The organism is Streptomyces sp. TLI_146 (assembly GCF_002846415.1).
Lineage (GTDB): Bacteria > Actinomycetota > Actinomycetes > Streptomycetales > Streptomycetaceae > Streptomyces.
In genome coordinates this window covers 127,588-150,697 of sequence record NZ_PJMX01000001.1, presented here as the reverse complement: position 1 = coordinate 150,697, position 23,110 = coordinate 127,588, and the positions used below count along the sequence as shown (strand labels likewise).

Sequence of the window (23,110 nt, the reverse complement as noted above, 5' to 3'; positions counted from 1 at the left end):
GGTGGTCTGGTTGGTGCCGGGCTGCGAACGACTCAAGGAGTCAGAAGCCCAACGGGTGGTGCGTTGCGCCGTTTCGCGAAAGCCACGGTGTATACGGGGCTTCGCCTGCGCGATGTCGTCGGTGAGCGGCCCAGGCTCGCGGCGTGGAAGCCGACGGGCAATCGGGCAGTTGACTGATCCGCCACTTCGACGTCTGACAGTGACTTTGAACGGTCAGCCACTGGTGGCAAGTCACTGTTTTTTGACGCCCTTTGACGAAGCATCACTAGTGTTGTGACGGTCCTGACGGCGGCTGGGAGGTAGTGATGGGAACGAAAGCGCACGGTCCCTCCTGTGCGCGGCGTATCCGGCAGGAAGCTCTCGCCCGGGGAGAGGCCGTGGCCGTGATCGCCCGGGCCATTCACGAGCATTGCGCCGTGTCGATACTGCGTGCTCACAGGTTGGCCCGGGGGCTCACGCTCCATGAGGCTGCCCGCGAACTGAACCTGCTGGGCCAGGCGCGCGCGGAAGCTCCCCGTGCCGACGCCGACCAACTGGGGCGCTGGGAGACCGGGCGCCAGCCCCGCGCGGCGACCCTTGCCCTGCTGTGCGAGCTGTACGGGGCCAGCGCCGCCGACCTGGGGCTGCTCAAAGCCGGTCCGGCGATCGTATTGCGGGGCAGGGAAGCCCAGCGCGCGGTGGAGGTGGCCGCAGGCGCGGCAGGTGATCCCTTGGAATGGGATGTCGATGCGGTGCGCCGTTCGGTCGACCGCACCCTGGCTACGGGGTCCGTGGGACCAGCGCAGCTGGCGGTCCTCGAAGAGCAGGTCTTCCGGGCCCGGCAGCGCTATGTCTACACCCCGCCGCGACAGATGATCAGCGTGCTCTGCGAGCACCTCGTCGAGGTCGAAGCGATGGCCGCGCACCGCCAGTGCGCGGCGGTGCAGGTGCGCCTGTCCGAGCTCATGGCGATACTCGCCACTCTCGTTGCCGACGCGCTGATGAAGCTGGGGCAGCTGAGCCGGTCCCAGAGCTGGTACCACACCGCACGGATCGCCGCTGATGACAGTGGCACCGCCGAACTGAAAGCCAGAGTGCGGGTGCAGGCAGCCATGCTGCCGTTCTACTACGGTCCCGTGGAGGAGGCGGTCAGACTGGCCCGCCAGGCACGGGCCATTCTGCACGGACGACCGGTGCGCACGACTGCATTTGCAGCCGTAGCGGAGGCACGTGCCCTGGCCAAGCTGCGTGATAGTCGCGCCGCCGCAGGTGCCCTGCGCGATGCGCTGAGCGCTTTCGATGACAGCCGGGAAGAACACGCTGCCGAGACCGACGCTTTCGCCTTTCCCGAACGGCGCTTTCGTCTCTATGAGAGCGGAACACTCACCGCGCTGGGCCGCACTAGCGAGGCCCGCCGCGTCCAGGAGATGGCGCTGCGCCTCTACCCGGGCCGCACCGGCATCGACCCCGCCCTGCTGCACTTCGAGGCAGCGCTCTGTCTCGTCAAGGAGGGCAGCCCCACCGACGCCTGCGAACTGGCCGCCGCCACCTTCCTGGGGATCGCCGCGGAACACCGCACCCTCATCGTGCAACAGCGAGCCCGCGAGATCCTCGCAGCACTCCCGCCCGGCGCGCAGTGGGGCCGCCCGGCCCGCGAACTGAAGGAGATCCTCGCACCGGCTCCCGGATCCGCGTGACAGGCGCACCCCCGCTCGGCGAGTGTGGAGCCCATGACTCACGTGGTGATGGCTCCCGGCGGATTCGACAACTCCGAGATGGACCAAGTCCTGCGACAAGCCTGCGCGACCGTCGGCCTTGAACACGGTGACGCCCGCCTGCTGCGAGGCCACACCAACGCAGTGATCCTCCTGGAGCGCGAACAGACCGTCGTTAAAATCGCCCGACGCGGGACCCGCGCCGAAGACGTCACCCGCACCATCGCCTTCGTCCGCTACCTCATGGACCTGGGCTTCCCCACCGTCGCCCTGCACCCCGCGGACCAGCCCGTCATCATCGACGGCCACGCCGTCACCTTCTGGCGCTACCTCCACCAGCCCCCGCAGCCCGTCACCGCCGCACAGCTGGCCGCCCCGCTGCAGGCCCTGCACCGGCTGCCCGCCCCGCCCTTCGCCCTTCCGCGCCACGACAATCTCGCCGCGATCCGCCGCTCGCTCACCGCCACCAGCTGGCTGGACAAGCCCACACTCGACCTCCTGAACGACCGCGCCGACGAGCTCGCGGACGCCCTGGCGACTGTGGACTTCGTCCTTGCCGACGGCGTCCTCCAAGGAGACCCCCAGCACCGCAACGCCCTCCATACCGGCCACGGCACCGCCGTGCTCTGCGACTGGGACACTGTCACGCACGGCCAGCCGGAGTGGGACCTGGTCACCGTCGAGATCCACTGCCGGCGCTTCGGCCACGGCCAGCAGCACTACCAGGCCTTCGCCGACGCCTACGGCTTCGACGTCACCAAGTGGCCCGGCTACCCGACCCTGGCCGCGATCCGGGAACTGCGCATGATCACAACCAACGCCCGGAAAGTCCCCCAGGCCCCCAGCAGCCAACACGAGGTCGAACGACGCATCGCAGCGCTCCAGCGCCAGGACCACACCCTTGCCTGGAACATCCTCTAACACCTCACACATCCCTGAACCGTCACACCAGAACAAGGGCCGGGCGGCGGCCGGAGGTGTTGCCGCCCATTCCGGAGCAGGCCTGGCACTTGAAGCGCCAGACACGCTTTCGTCCCCCCCGGCAACGGCGAAGCGGGTCACGAGGATGGGCATGGGAATGCCTCCGATACGGGTGGGCACGGCTGGTGAACGAGGTGGTGAGTAGCGGCGGCGGGTTCAGGGAGAGTCGGCGGCTCCGGTGGAGACCGGGACGGGGTCGTCCTCATGGTCGTGCCAGATCACCTGGGTGCTTAGGCTGTCGGTGAGGGTGATGGTCACGCCGAAGTCGTGGTAGCGGGGCCGGTTCCGCTCGCGCCACCACGACAGCGCTGCGGTGATCTCCGGGACGAGATCCCGCTCGCCGAACGATGTGGTGCTCTCGGCGTGCGTCCTGATCCAGGATTTCCGGTCGGCGGTGACGATGAACCAGCCATCGTCCTGGCGCACACAGGTCACCCCGGGCAGGGCCGCCGCCAGGAGGAACTCTCCGTGGCCGTCGACGTCAGCCAGGTCCAGGTGGTCGCTGGTGGTGACGCCCTGGTCCCCGGTGGCCTTCCACAGTGCGGATACGTCCAGGCGTTCGTGGCGCTGCCCGCGCACAGCCATGAAGGTCTCCAGACCGTGGATATAGCCTCGGGCCTGGTGAGGGCCGCCTTTGCGTAGCCACATCAGCCCCAGAGCCCGGTCGTTGGGCAGCCACGGAACGACCAGCTCCCCGCCGTCGGCGACCTGGTCCAGCCAGGCAGGCGGCACATGGCGCACAGAAGCGGTGGCGATGATCCGGTCGTACGGCGCCAGGTCGGAGTAGCCGAGTTCGCCGTCCCCCGTCACCAGGGTCGGCCTGTACCTGGCAGCGTTCAACCGCTCACGCGCCCAGGCGGCGAGAGCGGGGTCGATCTCGACGGACACGACGTTCTGGTCGCCGACCCGCTCACACAGCAAGGCCGCGTTGTAGCCGGTACCGGTACCGATCTCCAGCACGCGCTGCCCGGGCTGGGGGTCCAGGGAGCGCAGCATGTTCAACACCGCCCCGGACGAGCTGATCGAGCTGGTGGGAACCAGCCCGCTGCCGTCGGCGGCCTCCTGACCGTCGTCGACCTGGGTCACCACCGCCTCCGTGGGGTGGTAGACGAGCTCCGCCCAGTGCCGGGGATCGGCCTGCCGCCCGGTGGGGTACCACCGCTCCCCGTCTCGGACCCAGACCCGGTCCGGGACGTACCAGTGGCGCGGGACTTTCGCGAAGGCTGCGGCGAGCCAGGCGTCGTCGAGCAGGCCCCGCTCCGTCAGCAGCTCGGTAAGCTGCTGACGGAACGGGCCATAGAGGTCGTCGGCCACGGCTACTTGTCCTTGCGGTGCGTGCCGGAGTCCCCGCCCCCGACGGTCGTGCTCTGCCCGTCGGTGTTGTCCGGCGGCCCCTTGGGCTCCTCGGCCGGCTGCGGCTTGCTGTGATCTCCCATGAGCCTGTTCCTCTCGTCGTGACAGCGGTTCTCGTTGTGGCTGGCCGCCGTGGTGTACTGGCGGATCGTCTGGCCGTCAGGTGCGGCGGTGAGTTCGAAGTCGGGCAGGCGGGGCCAGCCCAGGGTGCTCCAGGGGGAGCGGCTGCGCTGGCCCCGCACCAGCATGAAGTCGACGGCGGCGACCAGCGGCCCGCGGGCGGTGCCGCCCTCGTGGCGGGTGAGGACCGCGATGGCGTCGGACCCGAACGGGGTGGTCACCGGCGTGAGAATCACTCCGCCGGGTCTGACCTGTTGCACCCAGGTGGGCGGGATCTTGCGGACGCATGCGGTCGAGATCACGCGGTCGAACGGTGCCCGGTGCGGATAGCCGTGTTCGCCGTCGCCCACCGCGAGGGTCGGCACCGGGCTGGCCAGGGCCTCCAGATTCGCCCTCGCACTCTGAGCGATGTCGGGGTCGATCTCAATGCTCACCACGTTCGCTGCTCCCACCCTCCAGGCGAGCAGCGCGGTGTTGTAGCCGGAGCCGGTGCCGATCTCCAGAATCTTCTCGCCGGGCTGCGGGTTCAGGTGGTGCAGCATATTCACGACGACCGCCGGGCACGAGATCGACGACGTGAACTCGCCTGAGCTGGCGGGCCCGTTCTCGGGGCGGACCTTGCCGTCCTCGATCTGGGTGATCAGCGCCGTCTCCGGGCTGTAGACGGCCTCCAGCCACTGCTGAGGGTCCACGGTGCGGTCCAGCACGGGAAAGAGACGCTGCTGATCCCGGTCGGGCACCCAGACCCGGTCGGGTGTGAAGTGCTCCCGGGGGACGGACTCAAACGCGGCCCGCAGCCACGGCCGGCTGTGGAAGTAGCCGCCCTTGTATGTGTCGATCTCAGCCATGCACTGCTGTATGAGCTGCTGTCGGTCCATCCGAATCTGCGCCCTTCTCAGCTACTTGCTGCTGGGCGCACCGCCGCCCATCTGGTCGTCGCCGCTGCTGCCGTTCTGCCCGGTGTGTCTGTCGCTCTGCCCGGTGTCCGGGATGTCGTTTTCCTCGCTCTGATCGCTTCCCGAGTTGCCGTTCGTCCGCCCACTCACGCTGACCATTTCCCCTCGGGGTGAATGTGGTCCTCGATGTCGAAGTGTCGATTCCCTACCGTCGCCCCACGGAGCTTGAGGGTCTTCGCGTAACTAGCCGTTGCCGCCGGTGGCAACGAGCACACACCCCGGACGAGTGTGGGGACAATGGAGCTGCCCGATCCAGCACCGATCCCACGCGGGGAGTACAGGTCCTGATGGTCAGTCAACTTCGTGGCGATATGCGGAACGCCCGCCGGGCATCCGGCATGGTGTGGGCGAGGTTCGCACGTGAGGCGGGGTTCGGTGAGGCGTACCTGCGCAACGTGGAGAACGGGAACCGGTCCGTGACCGCAGAGGTCGCAGCCGCCTACGACAGGGTGCTGCAAACTGGCGGTGCCTTCGTCGCGTCATTGCAGGAGACCGGCTCGACGAGCGGCAGGCATGCGCCATGGGACCAGTCCGGAAGCCTGGCGGTTTTCGACAGCCTGTTGAATGGGAGCGGTGTGGATCGCAGAGGGTTACTCTCGGCCGGCGCGGCCCTGTCGGTCTCGGCAAGCAGCTGGGCCCGGGCCCTGGAGGTACGGTCGGCTGGCGGGAAGCCCGAACCGCTGCCTAGCGGCCCGGCCTTGCTGACCCATGTGGACGATCGCCTTAGCTATCTCCGGCATCTCGATGATGAGCTGGGTAGCGGTGAGGTGTTCCAGCTGGCACGCAGTGAACTGTCCTTGATCGTGAGGTTGATCAAATCCGGCCGTTATGACGGGCCGACGCGGGTCCGATTGCACTCGATGGCGGCTGAAGCTGCCCGCCAGGTTGCGTGGGCGGCCTTTGACCAGGGCCGCCCCGGCATCGCCGAGCGCTTCTTCGAGGCTTCTCTCCGAGCCTCCGCCGAGGCCGCCGACCCGGTCAGTGGCGCTTACGCACTTTCGTTCGCAGCCATTCAGTGCTACTCCACCCCGGGGCAGGCGGGCAGGGCGGTGGCTCTCCTGGAAACGGCACGCGAGCAGGTAAAGCATAAGGCGACCCCGTTGATGCACGCCATGCTGGCTGCCCGCGTGGCGCGGGCGCTGTCGATGACGGGCGCGAGAAAGGAGAGCGCCCGGCAGCTGGACCTGGCTCGTGCGGCATTAGACCGGGGCCGGCACGACGACGATCCCAAGGTCCTGTACTGGGTGGGCTATGGCGAGATCGAGATGATCGCAGGATCAGCCGCCTTGCAGCTCGGAGACCCCGCCGAGGCAGTGTGCCGCTTTGAAGCCGCAATGGGGGCGTCTTATCCCGGAGACGACGAATATCCGCGCAGCCACGCGATCTACCTGGCCCGGGGAGCCGAGGCTCACCTTGCCATGGGCGACCTTGACGCCGCACTGTCCAGCGCCCGTCACGCGGCAAGGTGTCTCGGCTCCGTGGACTCCGCACGCTCGGCAACCGAACTGAAAGGCCTCCGCGAGAAGCTGGCTGCGCACACTGCTCACGCAGCCGTACGCGAGTTCCTACAGGGCGGGTAGACCCAGTAGGCCACGCAGGCGCTTGGCCGCCACCTCCTCGTCGAGTGCCAGCAGCGGTGTGATGCCGAGCTTATAGGCGGCGGCCAGATTGTCCTCACTGTCATCGACGAACAGGCACCGCTCGGCTGGCACTCCGAGCTTGTCCAGAACGAGGCCGAAGATGGCAGGGTCGGGCTTGCGCACCCCGTGCTCTGCGGAGAACACGACCTCATCAAAGGAGCGATGCAGGTCGAAGCCCGCGTACGGGTCGTACGGTTCCCGCCCAAGGCTGTTGGACAGCACTGCGGTCTTAATCCCAGCAGAGCGCGCCTGCCGGGCCACATTCAGGACCTGGTAGGCGGGAAAGGCATCGTGAAGGTAGCGGGCCATCAGGTTGTCGGGCGGGACACCAATGAGGGCGCCGAACCCGTTATTCCAGTCAGTCTGAGTGATTTCACCGAGTTCTAGCCGCAGGAACAGTTCCTGACCGCGCGGGCTCGCCCAGCCCCGGAGGAAAGTTCCCCGGGCGAGCTTCTCCCGCTCTTCGAAGTAGGAGATCACCTCAACCATGTTGAAGGTGAGGACCCCGAAAAAGTCGAAGATCACACCATCGAACGCAGGTTCTGCAGACGTCGCCATGCCCAAAGGCTACGGGCGATACGTGAGTTGGAACAGGCTAGCCAGAGGGGAGCGCGTGCAGCCAGTGCCGCATCCCAGATGGTCACCGGCGCCGGATTGAACGGGACCAGCGGAGCGGGTCCCGGAACCCGCCCCCAGCCCGCCGTACGGTCGCCGGAACGGACCCCCCGGGCAGCCGGCCTCATCGTCTGAGGATGACTGACGCCAGGAACTGACCGCAACCACTGACCAGCTCGGCCGCGACCTACCCGAATCAGGAGTCGACGGGCGCCGCGTCCGGAGCGATGGGGGTGCAGAACTCCCGTACGCCGCGCAGCACCGTGCGCAGCTCACTCTGGGTTGTCCGGCTGTCCAGGCGGACATCGAGCGCTCCGGGCACCGAGTTCTGCGCCCGCAGCCCCGCGGGCAGCCGTGCGGCGTCCAGCCCGTCGCGACGGGCGGTGAGCGCGCCGAGCTCGTGGCGGCTGACCGCGTCGGTTCCGGCCAGGTGCCGGATGCCGGCGGCGTCGCCTGCCGCGAGTTCCAGCAGGGCGGCGGCTTGCTGTCCTTTCCGATGAAGAGCTGCAACGGCTCCAGGAGGAACAGAGCGGACTCCGGGCTTTCAGCCAGCCCGCCGACGGGGACGTGCGCGCGGAACTCCAGGCTTTTCGCCAGACGGCCGATGGCAGGGACAACCTGGTCCATCGCGCAGCCCTCGGCGGTATCAGCGAGGCGGAGACAGCGGGCCTGAGCGGGCTGTCGCGGACCACGGTACGCACCATCCTGGGCAAAGGCCCCGCAGCCCGCGACTCCGAGCGGCAAGGCGGGGTGCCCTGCCAGTCCGCTGTCGGCCCGGTGGACGAAGCGCCAGCTGTATGAGTGGGAAGACGTACCTGACCGAATCCCCCTGTACGGACGCGCCGGGCCAGTGACGAATGACCACGGCCAGATAAGGTGAGCTGCTCACGATCGGGGGGTTTTGTGCGAAAGATATCGACTGCTGCCACGGCTGTGGTGGGCTGCCTGGCCGTGGGTGCCTCCCTGGCCGGCTGCTCCGGCGGCACCGCCGCGGAGGATCGATCCGCCGGGCAGATGCTGGACGAGGCGAACGCCACGATGAAAGCGCTCACGTCGGTGACGATCGACGTGGACACCACCGTGACCGCCGGTGAGGGCTATTCCAGCCATATGGTGACCGACCTCAAGGACAGGTGCATATCCAGGGCGACCTGGGCCACCGGTGCCGGCCTCGAACAGATCCGGATCAACGGCGCGGACTACGTCCGCCCGAATCGCGCTTACCTGCACCGGTGGTCGGGCCGGTTTCCCGTGTCCGGTCAGAAGCAGAACCGCTGGATCAAGGCGTCCTCCGCCGCGGCGAGGGCGGGAGACGGGCTGGCCGAATGCACCCAAGAGTTCGCCTCCTTCGGCGAAGCGACCAAGGGCGAACCGGTCAAGGTGAACGGCAGCCCGGCCATTTCACTGGTCGTCACCGACAAAGCAGATGCAGGAGGCTCTTACACCTTTTACGTCGCTGACAAGGGAAAGCCGTACATCCTCAAGGTCGTCTACAAGGGCGCCAAGTACCACGGCACGACCACGTTCAGCGCCTTCGACCAGCCGCTGGACGTGCGGCCCCCGGCCAAAACCGACGTGGTGGACGCAAGTGCCCTTGGCCGCTGAGAACACCAACCGCAGCGGCGCCCGACCGACGACAACCGTCCGGGCTGCGTGATCCGTCACCACAGGCGACCAGGCACCGGACGTCGTCAGTCCGCCCACCGTTGCCTGCATCGGCCGGTTGAGCAATCTGGTTGCGGAGGATTGGGCGGATGCGGTGGTACTCCGGCATGAGTAGAGATGCCGAGGTCATCGTGCTCGCCCGCTGGTCGGACGAAGTCATGGAACCGCTGACCCAAGACGACCCGGAACGCACGTGGCGAGGCCGCTTCGTCCCGATAGCGGGGCAATGGGGCTACGAGTTCGGGTGGGCCCTGGAGTTCGAGAAAATGCGTGCCCGCAAAGGCCTGCTCAAGCACCTGGAGTCGCTGCCGTGGCCGCATCCGCACACGGTGCAAGTGCTGCTTCGAGACCAGGACGACGACTGCTTCGGACTATGGATGTTCCAGGACGACAAGCTGGTGGAAGTTACCATCCCGCGCACCGAGGCTTCCACCAGCCGGCACCGCCCAACGAGGACTTCGAACCCGACCCGGGCACGCTGCTGCGCACTGACCAGAACACGGCTCTGCCCGACCAGACTCCGGAAGCACTCCGCGACACCCGGCCACCCTGGTAGACCTCGAACCCGACAGCTCTTCATCGGGGCGGACATCTGGGCCACGTGGGCGAGCGACGCTCGCCCCTGAGTCTCCGCGAGCAAGGAACGCGAGTCCCGCTGGTCGTGGAGCTCATGGAATGCGCGGTGGCCGGGCGTTGGCGAAGGAATCTGTGCGCACGAGGCTGCGGCTCTAGGGCAAGCTGTGTGGTCACATGTCGTTGGGGGGCAAGTGACTGTTCATCGTACAGAATGCGTGATTGACGGTAGCGTGGATCGGCCGCGTTCACGGGTTCAGCGCACGGCCCACCTGCTGGTGTGCTTCTGCCTGTGGTTCGCTGCCCTCACGGCCGCGCAGGCACTGCGGGATGTCTTCGTGTTCGTGCCTGGCTTCGTGCCGTGGAACGGTGAAAGCCCCAGAAGCTTCTTCGACGCCCTGTCTGTCGCAGCAGCGGCCGGGGTTGTGGCCGTGGCGATCGGCGTGGTGTGGAAAACCTCGGTGCGGGCGGCCGCTGGGCGGTTCGTGAACCGTCTGGGACTGTGGCCGGCGTCGATGCGACAGGCCCTGCGATGGGCGGCGGTGAGTCTGGGCCTCGCGGCCGTCCTGTGGGCGACGTCGCAGCTTGTCCTGGAGCTTCCAGGCCTGACGTCAGTGCCCGCTACCGAAGACCCGCGAACGGTCGCCGTCGCGCAGACCTCCACCACGACACGGTTCGGCTTCGGACTGATCGCCCCCGCTCCGCTGGAGGAGCTCTTCTACCGGGCGCCGATCCTGGCGTTGTGGCTGGCGCTACTCGCAGAGCAGCGGCGCGGGAGCCGACTGGGCCGCTGGTGGGTTCGGTGGCTGCTGGTGGGAGCCGCTGCTGCTGGTTCAGCGATCGTGTTTGCCGCGCGGCACAGCGGGGGCGGAAGCGCCAACGTCGCCCATGCGGCCGTCCTCGCCGTGACGGCCACCGCGGCCTCCCTGTGGCAGCGATCCCTCGTCCCGGCCCTGGCCGCACACGGACTCTACGATGCATGGGCCTTCGCCTGGGGATGACCAACGCAGAGCCGACTGACTTGCCCGTAGGCTTCACCACCCGCTGCGCCGACCGCGAACTCCTCTGCTCGCTACGCCTGTCAGCCGCCCCTAGTGCTGATCAGAGCCCGTCGTTCAGCCCCGAGTGATCTCGTAGCGACGCCTCAGTGGTCGTCAGGACCAACACAGCGTTGTTGTCGTTCGGTGAGCCACGGCACGGGAGCCACGAGGGTGTCGCAGGGGCTTTGCGGAGAGCCTTCGGAAGCTTCCTGCACCACGGGTTGTCCAGGGGACAATTCGGGGCGGGCACCCCGCGGGGTGCCTTCACATGCGGGTGGCGACGCCGCAGCCCTTCCCCATCCGCTCTTCCAAAGACGTGCTGCGGTCGTACGGGTCGATCTCGGGGCCGTCACCCGGCCCCGTGTCCCGTCCCGTGCCGAACGCCGGAGTGAGGTAGCCGTTGTAGGTGTTGCAACCGCCGTTCGTGACGTCGATCTTGTACGAGACCAGGGAGAACGTGCCCGGCTCGGTGATCACCTTCGCCGGGTCGTCCCAGTCCATCACCACTTCGCGCCGCACGATCGTGCGCTCGACCTCGCTGCTGCCCGCGGCCGCGCTGACGACCGGGTATACGTACGTGACATCAGTGCTCACGCGCAGCGCGCCGCGGTCGCCCTGCTGGTAGGTGATCCGGCCCCGCGTCTTCACCACATCCCCGACGAGACGCGTGTGCGCTGTCTTGAACCGGCTGAACAGAAGCAGCGGGTCATTGGTCTTGCTGGGTGCGCGGAACGAGGTCGAAAGGTAGTCCTGGATATCCGGTTGGTGCGGGTTGATCAGGGCGATCGCCTTGGCGGGACGAGCGCCCTTCAGCACCGCCGGATCCAGGCTGGCCGCGACGAGGAAATCCCGGGTGCGGCCGAGTGACCGTGCCACCTGCTCCGTGCTCATCCACCCGGTCGCCTTGGCGTCGGGAACCGTGATCCCTGCCGCGCCGTCGGCCCAGCGTGCCGCGGGTGAGCCCTTGAACGGTTCGCTGAGCGTGGGCCGCCCCTCCACCGGGCCGGGCGGCTGGCCGGGGCGTACGGACTCCGCGGCAAGCGAGGTGTCCTCCTGCTCCTCACCGGCCAGCCAGCCGGCCACCTGCCCCGGAGCCAACGCCACGATCAGCAGGGCGAGTGCCGCCAGGAACCCGACGAGATACCAGCCCTGCTTCGTTCGCCTCGGCCGGGCCGGTGCGTAGCCGGGCCAGATCTGCGACGCCGTGGGTTTCTTGCGCAACCGCCTCGCTGCGATCCGAGCCCGCGCCGATGGCTCCTTGGGCGCGTCCGGCACACCGTGGGCCGACTCGCGCTGAAACCGCTCCCACTCGTCGTCGGGCACGGCTGAACCGCCGCCCTGATCCCCCACCACACTCACGCGAAAATCCCTGCATCAACCAGCGCCGGGACCTCCCCGGCAACCCGCACATGGTCGCACGGCAGGGTCCTGACCAGGTGCTTCGGCACCCGCAAGCGCAGCGGACCACCCGGCATGCATGATGGGGCAGTGGACTGGAACGCATCGGGCGAGGCCCTCGTGGAAGCCGGCTGGCAGGCGGTCAGGGACGACGGGCGCGTACGTACTGAACTTCTCGACGCGGCCTACGCGCAACCACAGCTACGGCAGTTGTTCCCCTGGACGGGGATGGGCGAACTGCACTTCAGCCGCTGTACCGAGAAGCGATGGACGTGGGACATTCCCTACATCCAGCCCGCTGCCGACGGCACCTACCGGGTCTGCGGACCTCTCCGCACCGAGAGGGTGGGCCCAGCGGCCACATCGCAAGAGGCCATCGCCATGGTGATCGGACGCCTTCCACCCCGCTGTGGCCCGGCATTCGTCGGAACACCAGAAGAACTCGCAGCTCACGAAGCTGCAACGCCGAAACCACACGACCGAGGTCAAGTACCAAGCCGAAAGGAAGTCCCGTAACTGTTGCTTGCCGCAGGCGCTGCGCCTGTCCCCGTGCCGGATTGCCTTGAGCGCGGGGACGTTGTCAGTAGTCAAGGGCACACTGACGTACATGATTACCTCTTCATCCACCGCCAACGATGCCTCTGGCCCCTCCCTTGTCTGGGTGGAGTCGATGGGCGGCCCTCTGATCGTCGTACCCGTCTCCGCCCTGGCCTCCTGGGGCGGGTGTACGGAGAGTGGACTGATGGCGGGAGATGCCACCGCTCCAGACGACTACGACCGGGCCTGCGCGGTGGACGAGCTGGCCGGTGTGATCCCCATCGACGAGAACGGGGCGCAGGCACTGGTGCTGGCGGACGAGCCGGCGACCAGCTGCTATCTGCCCCACTACCGGGCGTTCCTGCGGTGGCGCGCCGCCGACTCCGAGGCCGGACTGAGAGCCGCGGCGGACGCTGTCCTGGCAGACTCGGCCACGGTGTGGGAGGAGTGCGGCATCTGGGTCTCGGACGGTCCCGCGGTGCTCATGGACTCCGCCGAAGCGGGTTCCGCCCTGGGTGTCGAGTACCCCGATGGGGGGATGCCCGCCGAGGCGTCGGTCCCACTGCCCGCCGGCCGCTGGAGGGTCCGCGCCGCCCAGGCCAAGGTGGATGAGGGAAATTGGGTCGGCCTGGTCCAGCTCCTGCCCGCCGATTCCTGAGCGGACAGCGCTTGGCCGGGAGTGGTCAGTCGCGGCGCGCAAGGTTGTGCAGATGGGCGATGCCGAGCAGCGCGTGGTGCACGCCATCGCCCTTGAGTTGGCAGTCGCGCAGGATCTGACTCGGAGGGCATGCTCGACCCGAGCGCGGACCATGCGGTGAGAGGCGTTGTGCTCTTCCTTCCAGGCAGGCAGTTCGCTCTGTTCAGGGTCGCGGCGGTGTGGGATGACGAGCCCGGTACCTCGATAGCCTCCGTCGGGGATCACTGCGGCGTTCCCGACGGCGGCCCCGGATAGCTCCCATGCCTTGCAGTGGTTGCGGTTGCCCGGCAGTGGCCGGCTGACGACGACCACTAGTAGTGCTTCGTTAGGTTCTGAGTCTGGGGTTTTGGAGGGGTTGGCTGCAGGTGGTGCATGTGCCGGTCCAGCACCGCAGTATGTCTTGGATGGTGTCGAGGACTTGATAGAGGGTCAGGTTGCGGTCGGAGCTTTTGGGTCGAGCCTCCGAAGGGTGAGGAAGGCATGGGCGGCGGTGACGAGGGTGACGTGATGGTGCCAGCCGCGCCAGGTGCGGCCTTCGAAGTGGTCCAGTCCGAGACCGTGTTTGAGTTCGCGGTAGTCGTGCTCGATGCGCCAGCGCATCTTCGCGAAACGCACCAGGTCGACGATGGGTGTGGTGGCGGGCAGGTTGCTCATCCAGTAGCCGGTCGGTTCGCCGGCGTCCTTGCCCTGTTCGACCAGCAGGGTCCGCAGCGGCAGCACGCCGTCCCACCGGCTGCGTCCACCGGCCTCTTCCTGGGCGGTATGGCGGGCGACCTTGCCCGCCGGCCGCACTTCGAGCACGGCGAACCGCGAGGTCATACGGCCTATGCTGCCTTGGCGCCAGGTCACCTCCTCGAAGGGTGTGGCACTGTCGACCAGAGCCGCCAGGGGCCTGCTGCGTTCGCGGTAGCAGGGCCGGGTGGGAGGCCCCAGCCCGCCGTAGGGCGGCCGATACGGCTCGGCGGCCTCCGGCTGGACGGTCTCCTTGGGGTCGACGGCCACCAGGTATGACCAGCCGCGTTCCTCCAACGCGAACCGGAAGGAAACGCTGCGGCCGTAACCGGCATCTGCCACGATCACCGGCACCGACGGCAGCCAGGTGGCCAGCCGGTCCAACAAGGACAGAGCAAGGCTGGGCTTGGCCACGTGCCCGATGGTGGCCGGCACTCCCGCAGCCTGCCGTCGCCGGACATCGTCCGCCCATTCCTCGGGCAGGAACAGATCCCACTCCAACGGGCAGGAGGCGACGTCGGTGGCGGCGTGCACGCTGACCGCGACCTGGCAGTTGGCCCGCTTGCCCAACGCTCCGCAGTACTGGCGGGCCACTCCGGCCGAGGCTCGTCCGCACTTGGGGAACGACACATCGTCGACCACCCACACCTCCGGACGGATGACCGAGCACAGACGCTCGGCGATACGCCGGCGCACCGGCGTCCAGGCCCACGGTGACTGGCTGACGAACTGCTGCATGGCCTGCATGTTCCCGTCCGGCAGACGAGCGGCCATCGGCTGGATCGACTTGCGCCGGCCATCGAGCATCAGCCCCCGCAGATAGCACTCGCCCCAGGCCCGCTGATCCTTGCGCGCCATCGAGGCAAACACATCAGCGACGAACAACCCCAACTCCGCCCGCAGGCGGCCCACTTCCTGTGCATCCACACAACCAACATGCTCTTGATCAGCCTTAACGAACAGACCTAACGAAGCACTACTAGTCGGGGGTCAGCGTCGATGACGACGTGATTCGTCGAGTACCGATAGTTCTTGGACCGCTCCGCCACCGCGTGGTCGCGGGTGAGAACCAGAGTGCCGCCCACGACTGCTCACCCGCATCACCACCGAAGGCCCAGCCCGAGACTGAACGCCTGCCGCCCTGGACGACGAACAGCCGGGCCCGGCCCCATGGCTTGCTCGGCAGGCCGGACACCAGGCTGCTGGTGGCCAGGGCGTGAGCGAACCAACGCCAGCCGATCGCGGTACCATCGGAGGCCGGCTTCCGCCGCCAAGAACGGCCATCCCGGTCCCGGCTGGGGAGGCTGCCTACTGGGAGTAGTAGGCCTTGATGCTGACCGCCGGTCCCCGCGAGTTGCGCGCGATGGCGGTGGCCGCCGCGTTCTTCACCTCGATGGTGGTGCTGCCGTGGGAGGGGACGCGGGTGAGGCCCCCGATGGGGGTGACGGAGACGACCTGCTGGCTCTGGCCCTCGGGCGGCTGGTCGTAGACCAGGTAGGCGACCCGGACATAGACCGGCCACGCGTTGGGGTTGGTCAGGCGGACCCTGGAGAACCGTTCGAACCGGGATATCTCGCGGCCGGCTGCGTCCAGGGCCTGCGTGGTGACCGGCTCAGCCCCTGCTACCACCTGGGGTGCCGCTGCCACGACCTTGTCCACCCTCACCTGGACGTCGGCCACCTCGTGCTCCCCGGGGCCGGAGAACCGCAGGATGTCCATGCCGTAGCCGTAGGGGGACACCAGAGTTCCCCGGTCACTCCCATAGACAGTGCTCACCTTGACCTTCGGCATCGGCTGGTGTGCCCGGTCCAGCGCGGTGAACGACAAGAGGGTGACCACCGACTGACGATAGGTGTTGTGGATCTCCAGGGTCTGGTTGATCGTGTCGTCCCCGCTCGAGATCCCGGTATAGGAGAACGACAGATCACTCGACGCAGGCCCGAACTCCCGTCCGCCGGCCGCCTCCTGCAGCCCGCACCCCGCGACCAGCACTCCCAGGGCCACCACCGCCCCGCCCACAACAGCCGTTCTGCGTCTGAAAACCGCTATGCCACGCATATGTTCCGCCCCCTCGTGATGACGTGCCGGGTGCAACCCGAGCACACTTCACCGCCGCCGGCAAAGCCGATACCGTCCTTGAACCCCCGGCAGCCTTGTGGCGGCTCGTTCGTCAGCGGCTCGCCACTGCCCTCCGGCCCGTCACCCGCCCCCCTTCACCGCCTGGGAATGAGAGTTCTTGCCACCCGCTCGGGCAATGGCTCGATGACGATCCAGCGCCCGCCGTGCTGTATGGCAGGCAGCTGTCCCTGCCTGCACCAGCGCTGCACGGTCACCCCGGCACGGGCGGCGGCCTCGGCAACGGTGAGCCCCTGGGGCGGGCACCCGTGCGATCCGCACCGGCACACCAGCGGCCCGCCCCCCGCCCGCCGCTATCAACCCCTCGATCGTGCGCAGTTCCTCCAGGAGCTGGCGGCGGCGCTCGTGCAGCGCCTGCCGGTCGACCCCGCCGCGGCTCTCGACGAGCGTCACGTTGTCGTCCGCGGCCGCCGCCTGCTCGGCGGCCCGGCGGGGCACGTCCCTGATCTCCAACACCGTGCCATCCCGGGGGGACAGCCTCGGGTACCGCTTGGAGTCGCCACTGCCCGCGAACCCACCGGACACGAGGGTCACGCCGTACCTGAGCCGCACGTCGACGTCGCGGCCCGCGCGCCAGGCGATCAAGCATCCGGCCAGCTACTTCTCCTGGTCGTAGGTGTCGGGGACGGTCCAGTGCAGCGACACCGTGTCTAGCGCGAACGATCCGTCGATGCCCCGCACGTCCACGCACTGGGCCCTGACCTGTGCCTCGTTGCGGGCGTCGAACGCTCAGCACTCGTAGCCGTCCGCGACCTCCTGGCGGCGCCCGCCCAGGCCTGGGCCGCACCAGGGAAGTCGGGGTGCCGGGTGACGCGGACCTTCAGGACGTATACGCCGGGCTGCGCGGCCGGATGGCGGGTGACATGGACGTGCTGCACGGGCAGGTCTCCTTCACGCACGGGGGAGGCGCCCCGGATGCCCGTGCCGGGGCGGATCTCCCAGCATGCGTGGGGACCACGGCCGGCCTCCAGCCGCCCGGTGGTCACGATGGACCAAGCCGCGTCAGCCGACCGGGTTCTCACGGGCCCGCTGCCCTGACGGCTCCAGGTCAGCGACCGCGATCACGGCGCGCCGGACGCGGAGCCCGCGCGGCGCCGCCTTGCTGCCCGTCAGGAGAAGACCACCGGGCGCTTGCGGGCGTGGGCGGCTGCCTCTTCTCGGCTGTGGCAGAAGGCCCAACTCCCACCTGCCCGAGGCTGGACCAGTGAACGCATCGACCGACCGACAACAGATCAGGTCCTGTTGAGGTCCAGAGCCAACTCCGCAGCGACGACTGGTGCAAGTACGTGTGCGGCGGGACTGATCTCCCAGGAGCGTCCGGAGAGGGCCCGGGTGCCCGGGTGCTCCGGTGGGGAAGGATCGCCGTCGCGCACCGGCCGGTGGCGCAGGAGCCCGTACCGGTGCGCCACACAGACGATGACGGGACTCGTCCTGCCAGCGAGCGAGGACCTGCTCACGGGCGTGCCGAACTCTCCCACGGGGCGGAGAACCGCGCCGGAGACGTCGTAGAGCAGGTCACCCGGCCGGATCTTGCCAGCCCTGAGGAGGCCGAGGAGCTGACCTGCGAGCTCGGCGGCGAGCTGCATCGCGGTCAGCTCGCGGACGTTGGCCGGGTCCGAAGCGAGCGCGGGCTCAAAGAACCAAGGGTGGACCACCCGAGGCACGGCCGACGGAGGTCTTGCGTGGCGCCGCTGCCGGTTGTCGTTGTCCGGGCGAACGCCGGGTGCTCTGTTGTGCATCGTCCTCGCTTACGTCACTGGCACGGGCATGGATCTGAACGGCATGGACCAATGCGTACGGATTCGCTCCGGAGGGTTTCTGGAGATTCCATAGATCCACTGGCCCAACGAGTGAGGGTCCCGGTGGAAGCGGTCCACCACCGTGCTCACCCTGCGGGGGTTGCGGCGTGGCCGCTCCTGGTCGTTCACGGCTCCGCTGTCGCCGGGCACTACCTGACGGCCCGTACGCGGGACGGCCCCGTCTACGTCATGGCCCCCCAATGCCTTGCTTGAGTTCCCAAAGCAGTCTGGGAAGGAGCGTGGTGGTCTTGGGCTCGATTGGAACCGCTGCGCGGGAGGCTGGTCAGCCTGGCTGACCGCGGCCGGCTACGGAAACTGCCCGACGGCGGGTTCACCACCCGCCTGTGAGCAGCGTGTATGCGGGTAACTGTCAGGGGTGCTCGCTGTGCGGTGCTGTCAGGTCTTTAAGGTCGCGTCTATGACGAGGACAACGCCCCCGCGCCCTCTCGATGTCGAGGCGCTCTTCCCGGAACTGGCCGCCTTTCGGGGGACGACGACTCGGCTCCATCCGCGGCCGGGCAGACCAGAGCGGTCGGCCAGTTCCGTGGGCGGTCCTATGCTTTGGCCGGCGGACGAGCCGTGGCCGGTGTGCGGTGAGGCCCATGGACGTGGGCGTGGACGGCGCCCGGCCGACATCCGCCGCTATCGGCAGGTTCTGGCTTCCGCGTGGTCCCGCGAGCAGGCTCCCGGCCCGACGGACGAGGAACGCGAGCTCCTGGGTGAGCTGCGCCGGGAGCACAGGATCCCCAGGGCGTCCGAGACCGACCCGCTGCCGATGATCGGCCTCGCGCAGCTGTACCGGCGGGATGTGCCCGACCTGCCGGAGGGGCCGGGCGACTGCGATCTGCTTCAAGTGTTCTGGTGTCCCTTCAACGCCCACGGCCCGGACCGGTACGACCTGGAGCTGCACTTGCGCTGGCGGCGATCGTGGGAAGTCGGCGAGGTGCTGACCGCGCCGCCGCAGCCGCTGGTCGTCGGGGCCGACGGCTTCGTGCCCGAGCCCTGCGTGCTGCACCCGGAGCAGGTGATCACCTATCCATTTGCTGGACTTCTGCCCATGGAACTGTGCGCCCGGATCGACGCCTGGGAGGTAGCCCTTGAAGAGGAAGCCGAACAGTCGGCGGACAGGAGTACAACAGAGCCGCTCGGCTACCAGTACGACCTGTCCATCCCGCCCGGCTGGCGTGTGGGCGGTTTCGCCTCCTGGCACGCGACCGACCCGTATCCCATGGACTGTATGACCTGCGCGACACCGATGCATCTGCTGCTGACCATCGACAGCTCGGAGTGGGACGGCGGCAGCGGAAGCTGGAAACCGCTGGAGGAGCAGAACCAGCCCACTCACCGGTGCACAACCCCCACGGAGGTCACTGTGAGCCGCTGGGGTGAGCTCAACGTATTCGCCTGCCCCGACAATCCCGTGCATCCGCACCGCTGGAGCATCCAGTAGCTTCTGAATCTGGACTCGTGATGTCGGTGCAGGTTGGTGGAGCATCCGGCTGGCAGTGGTTCGTCCCGGCCTGGCTCGCGGGCCAGCCACCTTCGTTCAGGATTCGGCCGACCGCTGGGTAGTCTTCGGACCATGTGGAGAGAAGCGACTCTTGAGGCCTTTCCGGAGGCGGAGTTCCGGAGTCCCGCGCAGGTGGCGGCCCTCGCTGATGCAGAGCAGCGTCTCGGCCGCGGGCTGCCTGCCGAGCTGAGGCAGCTGCTCCTGGAGAGCAACGGGATCATCGGACGGAGCGCGGTGGACACTGTCTGGCCCGTCGAGCAGATCGTCGAGCAGAACCTTCTCTTCCGCTCTGACGGCTCCTTCGCCGAGCTGTACATGCCCTTCGACGCCCTGCTCTTCTTCGGGGACAACGGGGGCGGCGACCAGTTCGCGTTCGTGCAGACACCCCAGCGCCCGGACATCTTCGTCTGGGAGCACGAGACCGACAGCCGTCGGTGGGCGGCACGAGACCTGAGGGACTACCTGGGCCGTTCACTCGCCGAGGGCGGCGACGACTGGTACCAGTAGGGCGTCGGTGTGGGCCCGGGACGCTGACCGGGTGGATCGCAATCCGAACCTCACGGACAAGGAACTGGTCGACGACGGGCTTGTAGAGCCGCTTCTGAGCTTGATCCCGTGACGTCGGTCAGCCGTCCATGATCAGTCCTGTGCCGGCGAGGCAGCCGTCGACGAGGTGCGGGCGGTACTGGATCATCTTGAGCCTGCGCTTGACGGCCCGGGTCAGCTGGCCGAGGTCGGCGGCTGCGAGGTTGCCGATGTCGCGTTTGACCAGCAACCAGATGCCCTCCTGAGGGTTGAGGTCGGGCGCGTAGGTGGGGAGCTGGAAGACGGTGAGCCAGTGCCGCGTTGGCCTCGAAGAACGCCTTCAACGGCGGCACAAGGTGGATGCGAGCGTTGTCCCAGACGAGCACGATCGGTCCGTCGAGCTGGATGCGGGCACGGACGATCAGGTCCCGGAAGTCGCGCCAGCCGAAGCCCTTCGGCTCGCCCTTGCGGCCCGAGTGCTGTCGAAATGTTGGAATTGAGGAACGAAAACCGAAAAACGCACCCGGGACACCTGCTCGCTGGTCTACCAGTGCCGTCGCTGTCCACGAGCATGCTCAGTCCTCGGTGAGCCAGGATCCTGTGGTGAGCTATACCGATGATGATGCCGAACTGCGGGACTTGATCCGCCGCTATGTCACGCCCGAGCGGCGCTATCTCAAGCTCAGCGGCAGTGTGTTGCGCTTCGAGGAAACTGCGTACGACCGACTACGCCCGAAATCTGGCGTCGCAAGTACCAAAGGTCGCGGTCAGCGGTGTGATGACCTTATTGCAGACGGTGTTCGAACAGCCCGACGCCGAGGCGATCAACCGGCAGATGGACCACGTCATCACCTCGCTGTCCCAGCGGTTCCTGAAGGCCGCGGGCCATCTGGAGGCCGCCCGCGAGGACCTGCTCGCCTTCACCGCCTTCCCCCAGCAGGTGTGGAAGCAAATCTGGTCAAATAACCCGCAGGAGCGGCTGAATAGAGAGATCCGTCGGCGCACCGACGTGGTCGGGATCTTCCCCGGCCGCGACGCCGTCCTCCGCCTGGTCACCGCGGTGCTGGCCGAGCAGACCGACGAATGGACCGGCGCCGCTACATCGGCCCCGATATCCGCGCCGCCTGCACCAACGACCCCGATCATGAGCCTGGCGACTCCTCGCCTGCCCTGGGCAGCTGGGCAGTCGCTGCGGGCACCAGGTCACGGTCCACCCGCAATTCTGTGAGCCGGGCCATGGCAGTGGGAACCTGGCCACGGTGGCCGGAACCGACATCAGCTCGTGGTGTGGCCAGGGCCCACGAGCACGAAGGACACAGACACACGGTCGCCACCGGATACTGGTCCTGTGAAGTGGTTCGAGCAGGCCCAGGCAGCGGAACAACGTCGGGATTGGGATGCGGCGATCGCGCTGGTCAGCGCCCACGCCGAGTGCTTCTCCACCGCCCCCTCCCGGCATGACGCCCATCTGTGGCACATGGATCTGCTCGTCCGTGCGGAGCGGTTCTCGGAACTCGCCGATCGGGCTCTCACGGACGTTCACGCCGGGCGCAGGCTCAACGCAGCACTTCGCCAACGGGGGATGGAGGCGGCACTGCGCACCCGCTCCGAGGGGGGTGACCGCGGTGCCATGTATGCCCTTGTCCGGCTCCTGTGCGAGACGGGGCGACCTCACGAAGCCGATCGAGTGGTCCTGGGCCTCGGACCGGACCAGTACGCACAGCAGATCGTGGCCGACTTTCGATCCCTATCGAGCGGTGCGCAGCAGCGCTCGGCAACAGGGCGGAGTGAGTTGGTGGAGTAGCGGCCCGGCGGCGTTGCATCCTTGTGGCTCGCCAAGGAGCCGTCTCGCCTACCAGGCCGACGAAGGCGCCGATCCAGCTGCAGGCGGCCGTGGCGTCGGTGAACCAGCGCCAGCCGGACCCACGACCTTGCCAAAGAGACTGGGTGCGGACCCTTTGAAGGCAAGCGTTCTCCCAGCTCAACATGCTCTGCCTCATGAGATCCGGAGACGAGGCCCGGGGCTTGGCCGATCATGAGGTGAGTACCCTCGGCGTGTGATCGATTACGGCATTGCTCTGCCTCACTACCGTCTCCACGTCGTGCCTGCGGTCGTGGCGCTGGCCAGCCCAACCTGGCAACGAGAGGTGTGGCTCGACCCGGATCAGTTCGAGAACCTTGATCACGTGGTGCACGTGCTGTTCGACGACTTCTGCGAGGCGGACAGTCCGTCGCGTTGGCTTGGGCAGAGCCTCCGTACCGAGGAGGAAGCCGAGCTGATGGCACGTCTTGGTGCCGCCTACGACGCCGTGCAGGACGCGGTCGGTGCTGATGCCGAGGACGAGGCCTACCTGGACTCGCCGGGCTGGCCCGCTGTCGTTGCTGCGGCAGCCCGGCTGGCACAGGTCCTGGTGACCAACGACCTCACGGCACTGAGCAAATTGCATGAAGCCGGATATCGCTGGCCGTTTGAATCCGAGCAGAAGGCACCCGAGGCCGGTACCCCGTAGCGGGAACGGTCATAGCCACCCCCATCTGGTATCAGTCAGTTCACACCGTTCATCCGCCCCTGCCTCGTCCCTTCAAAGGCTCTCGGGATTGGTGAGCTGGGAAGACGCTGATTGCTGTGTGGCGGCCTCGGTGTGCTCCTACCGTGGCGTGGTGGAGGTGGGGCGCCATGGTGTCTTTGCCGGAGGAGCTTGAGGCGCGGGAGGCCGCAGCACGGGCGCGAGTGGAGGAACTCCAGCTTGAAGCCGCGGAGTTGGCTCTTCCGCCCCCGACCTCCTCGCCGTCAGCAATCTCGACGTCCGCGTGACCACTCTCGCAGCAGCGGGCACCTCGATCCGTATGAGCACACCAGCACGTCCGCGGAAACCGGATCCGGCGACGCGCTGTGCTGACAGCAGACGCGGATCTGAACCTGCGCGGTTCTTTGACGAACTACCCCTGCAAGAGCAGGTTGCCCTCATCGACGCACGTCAGACAGAACACTGACGCAGGAATGGGCGGGCTGCTGGAGCGGCTCCTCATACTGGCGAGTGCGGCATCGGTTCGCGGCAGCTAGATCATGGTCGGAGGCTCGCGCAGATCCGGGCACGACGGAGGTCGAGCGAGGCCGGACGTACGGCCCCCTCGTGGA

Annotated in this window: 22 protein-coding genes and 5 pseudogenes; 14 read left to right on the top strand and 13 right to left on the bottom strand. The window is 67.8% G+C overall.

What is annotated here, in order from left to right; genetic code table 11:
• Nucleotides 1-377: 377 nt before the first annotated feature.
• Both BX283_RS00620 and BX283_RS00615 read left to right on the top strand, forming a co-directional pair.
• On the top strand, nucleotides 378-1,676 hold the full coding sequence (locus BX283_RS00620; protein WP_257581598.1) for a helix-turn-helix transcriptional regulator: 1,299 nt from the start codon (nucleotides 378-380) through the stop codon (nucleotides 1,674-1,676).
• A 33-nt stretch (nucleotides 1,677-1,709) separates the two neighbouring features.
• Nucleotides 1,710-2,615 (top strand): phosphotransferase family protein, encoded by a 906-nt coding sequence (locus tag BX283_RS00615; protein ID WP_101385736.1) that lies wholly within the window; start codon nucleotides 1,710-1,712, stop codon nucleotides 2,613-2,615.
• A gap of 216 nt (nucleotides 2,616-2,831) precedes the next feature.
• Here the strand turns inward: BX283_RS00615 and BX283_RS00610 are convergent, their stop codons facing one another.
• The 3 genes from BX283_RS00610 to BX283_RS40285 are packed head-to-tail and all read right to left on the bottom strand — an operon-like array spanning nucleotide 2,832 to nucleotide 5,194.
• Nucleotides 2,832-3,989, bottom strand: a complete 1,158-nt coding sequence (locus BX283_RS00610; RefSeq protein ID WP_101385735.1) for a methyltransferase domain-containing protein — start codon at nucleotides 3,987-3,989, stop codon at nucleotides 2,832-2,834.
• A gap of 2 nt (nucleotides 3,990-3,991) precedes the next feature.
• The gene (locus tag BX283_RS00605; protein ID WP_257581595.1) at nucleotides 3,992-4,996 is read right to left on the bottom strand and encodes a methyltransferase domain-containing protein; all 1,005 of its coding nucleotides are present in this window, start codon (nucleotides 4,994-4,996) and stop codon (nucleotides 3,992-3,994) included.
• A 51-nt stretch (nucleotides 4,997-5,047) separates the two neighbouring features.
• Nucleotides 5,048-5,194, bottom strand: coding sequence for a hypothetical protein (locus tag BX283_RS40285; protein ID WP_180356977.1), 147 nt, complete (start codon nucleotides 5,192-5,194; stop codon nucleotides 5,048-5,050).
• 326 nt (nucleotides 5,195-5,520) lie between these two features.
• On the opposite strand from BX283_RS40285, the gene BX283_RS00600 reads away from it, so the two are divergent.
• Entirely contained in the window at nucleotides 5,521-6,684 is a 1,164-nt protein-coding gene (locus BX283_RS00600) for a hypothetical protein (protein WP_143676314.1), read from the top strand.
• On the opposite strand, the gene BX283_RS00595 is transcribed toward BX283_RS00600, so the two are convergent.
• Together BX283_RS00595 and BX283_RS00590 are read right to left on the bottom strand one after the other, a co-directional pair.
• Nucleotides 6,670-7,302 (bottom strand): HAD-IA family hydrolase, encoded by a 633-nt coding sequence (locus tag BX283_RS00595; RefSeq protein WP_101385732.1) that lies wholly within the window; start codon nucleotides 7,300-7,302, stop codon nucleotides 6,670-6,672. The genes BX283_RS00600 and BX283_RS00595 overlap by 15 nt on opposite strands.
• 253 nt (nucleotides 7,303-7,555) lie before the next feature.
• Nucleotides 7,556-7,840, bottom strand: a pseudogene (locus BX283_RS00590) (dTDP-4-dehydrorhamnose reductase); the annotation flags it as partial.
• On the opposite strand from BX283_RS00590, the gene BX283_RS42330 reads away from it, so the two are divergent.
• The 4 genes and pseudogenes from BX283_RS42330 to BX283_RS00575 all read left to right on the top strand — a co-directional run bounded on the left by BX283_RS42330 (nucleotide 7,813) and on the right by BX283_RS00575 (nucleotide 10,598).
• Nucleotides 7,813-8,160, top strand: coding sequence for a DUF6003 family protein (locus tag BX283_RS42330; RefSeq protein ID WP_373979512.1), 348 nt, complete (start codon nucleotides 7,813-7,815; stop codon nucleotides 8,158-8,160). The pseudogene BX283_RS00590 and the gene BX283_RS42330 overlap by 28 nt on opposite strands.
• Before the next feature lie 150 nt (nucleotides 8,161-8,310).
• On the top strand, nucleotides 8,311-8,964 hold the full coding sequence (locus BX283_RS00585; RefSeq protein ID WP_257581591.1) for a hypothetical protein: 654 nt from the start codon (nucleotides 8,311-8,313) through the stop codon (nucleotides 8,962-8,964).
• Nucleotides 8,965-9,131: 167 nt separating this feature from the next.
• Nucleotides 9,132-9,580: pseudogene (locus BX283_RS42325) on the top strand (hypothetical protein).
• 235 nt (nucleotides 9,581-9,815) lie between these two features.
• Nucleotides 9,816-10,598: a type II CAAX prenyl endopeptidase Rce1 family protein gene (locus BX283_RS00575; protein WP_143676313.1), complete on the top strand. Its 783-nt coding sequence runs from the start codon at nucleotides 9,816-9,818 to the stop codon at nucleotides 10,596-10,598.
• A gap of 303 nt (nucleotides 10,599-10,901) precedes the next feature.
• On the opposite strand, the gene BX283_RS00570 is transcribed toward BX283_RS00575, so the two are convergent.
• Complete coding sequence (locus BX283_RS00570; protein WP_101392056.1) at nucleotides 10,902-11,987, bottom strand: hypothetical protein; 1,086 nt, start codon at nucleotides 11,985-11,987, stop codon at nucleotides 10,902-10,904.
• A gap of 123 nt (nucleotides 11,988-12,110) precedes the next feature.
• Between BX283_RS00570 and BX283_RS41170 the strand changes: the two genes are divergently transcribed.
• Entirely contained in the window at nucleotides 12,111-12,551 is a 441-nt protein-coding gene (locus tag BX283_RS41170) for a DUF6193 family natural product biosynthesis protein (protein ID WP_257581589.1), read from the top strand.
• A gap of 91 nt (nucleotides 12,552-12,642) precedes the next feature.
• Nucleotides 12,643-13,230 (top strand): Imm21 family immunity protein, encoded by a 588-nt coding sequence (locus BX283_RS00560; RefSeq protein WP_101392054.1) that lies wholly within the window; start codon nucleotides 12,643-12,645, stop codon nucleotides 13,228-13,230.
• 25 nt (nucleotides 13,231-13,255) lie between these two features.
• On the opposite strand, the pseudogene BX283_RS00555 reads toward BX283_RS00560, so the two are convergent.
• The 6 genes and pseudogenes from BX283_RS00555 to BX283_RS00530 all read right to left on the bottom strand — a co-directional run.
• A pseudogene (locus BX283_RS00555) lies at nucleotides 13,256-13,584 on the bottom strand (IS5/IS1182 family transposase); the annotation flags it as partial.
• A gap of 114 nt (nucleotides 13,585-13,698) precedes the next feature.
• A complete protein-coding gene (locus tag BX283_RS00550) occupies nucleotides 13,699-14,928 on the bottom strand; it encodes an IS701 family transposase (protein WP_101385729.1) in 1,230 nt (409 codons plus the stop codon).
• Between the two features lie 44 nt (nucleotides 14,929-14,972).
• Nucleotides 14,973-15,089 (bottom strand): annotated as a pseudogene (locus tag BX283_RS00545) (IS5/IS1182 family transposase); the annotation flags it as partial.
• A gap of 220 nt (nucleotides 15,090-15,309) precedes the next feature.
• On the bottom strand, nucleotides 15,310-16,020 hold the full coding sequence (locus BX283_RS00540) for a hypothetical protein (protein ID WP_101385728.1): 711 nt from the start codon (nucleotides 16,018-16,020) through the stop codon (nucleotides 15,310-15,312).
• 194 nt (nucleotides 16,021-16,214) lie between these two features.
• The gene (locus tag BX283_RS42320) at nucleotides 16,215-16,406 is read right to left on the bottom strand and encodes a helix-turn-helix domain-containing protein (RefSeq protein WP_101385727.1); all 192 of its coding nucleotides are present in this window, start codon (nucleotides 16,404-16,406) and stop codon (nucleotides 16,215-16,217) included.
• Nucleotides 16,407-17,369: 963 nt separating this feature from the next.
• Nucleotides 17,370-17,792 (bottom strand): hypothetical protein, encoded by a 423-nt coding sequence (locus BX283_RS00530; protein WP_101385726.1) that lies wholly within the window; start codon nucleotides 17,790-17,792, stop codon nucleotides 17,370-17,372.
• A 562-nt stretch (nucleotides 17,793-18,354) separates the two neighbouring features.
• On the opposite strand from BX283_RS00530, the gene BX283_RS00525 reads away from it, so the two are divergent.
• Together BX283_RS00525 and BX283_RS00520 are read left to right on the top strand one after the other, a co-directional pair.
• Nucleotides 18,355-19,386 carry a hypothetical protein gene (locus BX283_RS00525; RefSeq protein ID WP_101385725.1) on the top strand — a complete coding sequence of 344 codons (1,032 nt, stop codon included), beginning with the start codon at nucleotides 18,355-18,357 and terminating at the stop codon, nucleotides 19,384-19,386.
• A gap of 132 nt (nucleotides 19,387-19,518) precedes the next feature.
• The gene (locus BX283_RS00520; RefSeq protein ID WP_101385724.1) at nucleotides 19,519-19,953 is read left to right on the top strand and encodes an SMI1/KNR4 family protein; all 435 of its coding nucleotides are present in this window, start codon (nucleotides 19,519-19,521) and stop codon (nucleotides 19,951-19,953) included.
• 118 nt (nucleotides 19,954-20,071) lie between these two features.
• Here BX283_RS00520 and BX283_RS41165 read toward each other — a convergent pair whose 3' ends face one another.
• A complete protein-coding gene (locus BX283_RS41165) occupies nucleotides 20,072-20,221 on the bottom strand; it encodes a hypothetical protein (protein ID WP_257581588.1) in 150 nt (49 codons plus the stop codon).
• Between the two features lie 471 nt (nucleotides 20,222-20,692).
• Between BX283_RS41165 and BX283_RS00510 the strand changes: the two are divergent.
• The 3 genes and pseudogenes from BX283_RS00510 to BX283_RS00500 all read left to right on the top strand — a co-directional run.
• Nucleotides 20,693-21,058, top strand: a pseudogene (locus tag BX283_RS00510) (transposase); the annotation flags it as partial.
• 261 nt (nucleotides 21,059-21,319) lie between these two features.
• The gene (locus tag BX283_RS00505; RefSeq protein ID WP_180356976.1) at nucleotides 21,320-21,775 is read left to right on the top strand and encodes a hypothetical protein; all 456 of its coding nucleotides are present in this window, start codon (nucleotides 21,320-21,322) and stop codon (nucleotides 21,773-21,775) included.
• A 253-nt stretch (nucleotides 21,776-22,028) separates the two neighbouring features.
• Nucleotides 22,029-22,481, top strand: a complete 453-nt coding sequence (locus BX283_RS00500) for a hypothetical protein (protein ID WP_257581587.1) — start codon at nucleotides 22,029-22,031, stop codon at nucleotides 22,479-22,481.
• Nucleotides 22,482-23,110 lie beyond the last annotated feature (629 nt).

Excerpts from the sequence above, each read along its gene's own strand:
- BX283_RS00560 (WP_101392054.1), top strand. The coding sequence starts at position 12,643 with ATGATTACCTCTTCATCCACCGCCAACGATGCCTCTGGCCCCTCCCTT.
- BX283_RS00520 (WP_101385724.1), top strand. The coding sequence starts at position 19,519 with ATGTGGAGAGAAGCGACTCTTGAGGCCTTTCCGGAGGCGGAGTTCCGG.
- BX283_RS00525 (WP_101385725.1), top strand. The coding sequence starts at position 18,355 with ATGACGAGGACAACGCCCCCGCGCCCTCTCGATGTCGAGGCGCTCTTC.
- BX283_RS00615 (WP_101385736.1), top strand. The coding sequence starts at position 1,710 with ATGACTCACGTGGTGATGGCTCCCGGCGGATTCGACAACTCCGAGATG.
- BX283_RS00605 (WP_257581595.1), bottom strand. The coding sequence starts at position 4,996 with ATGGCTGAGATCGACACATACAAGGGCGGCTACTTCCACAGCCGGCCG.
- BX283_RS41170 (WP_257581589.1), top strand. The coding sequence starts at position 12,111 with ATGCATGATGGGGCAGTGGACTGGAACGCATCGGGCGAGGCCCTCGTG.
- BX283_RS00595 (WP_101385732.1), bottom strand. The coding sequence starts at position 7,302 with ATGGCGACGTCTGCAGAACCTGCGTTCGATGGTGTGATCTTCGACTTT.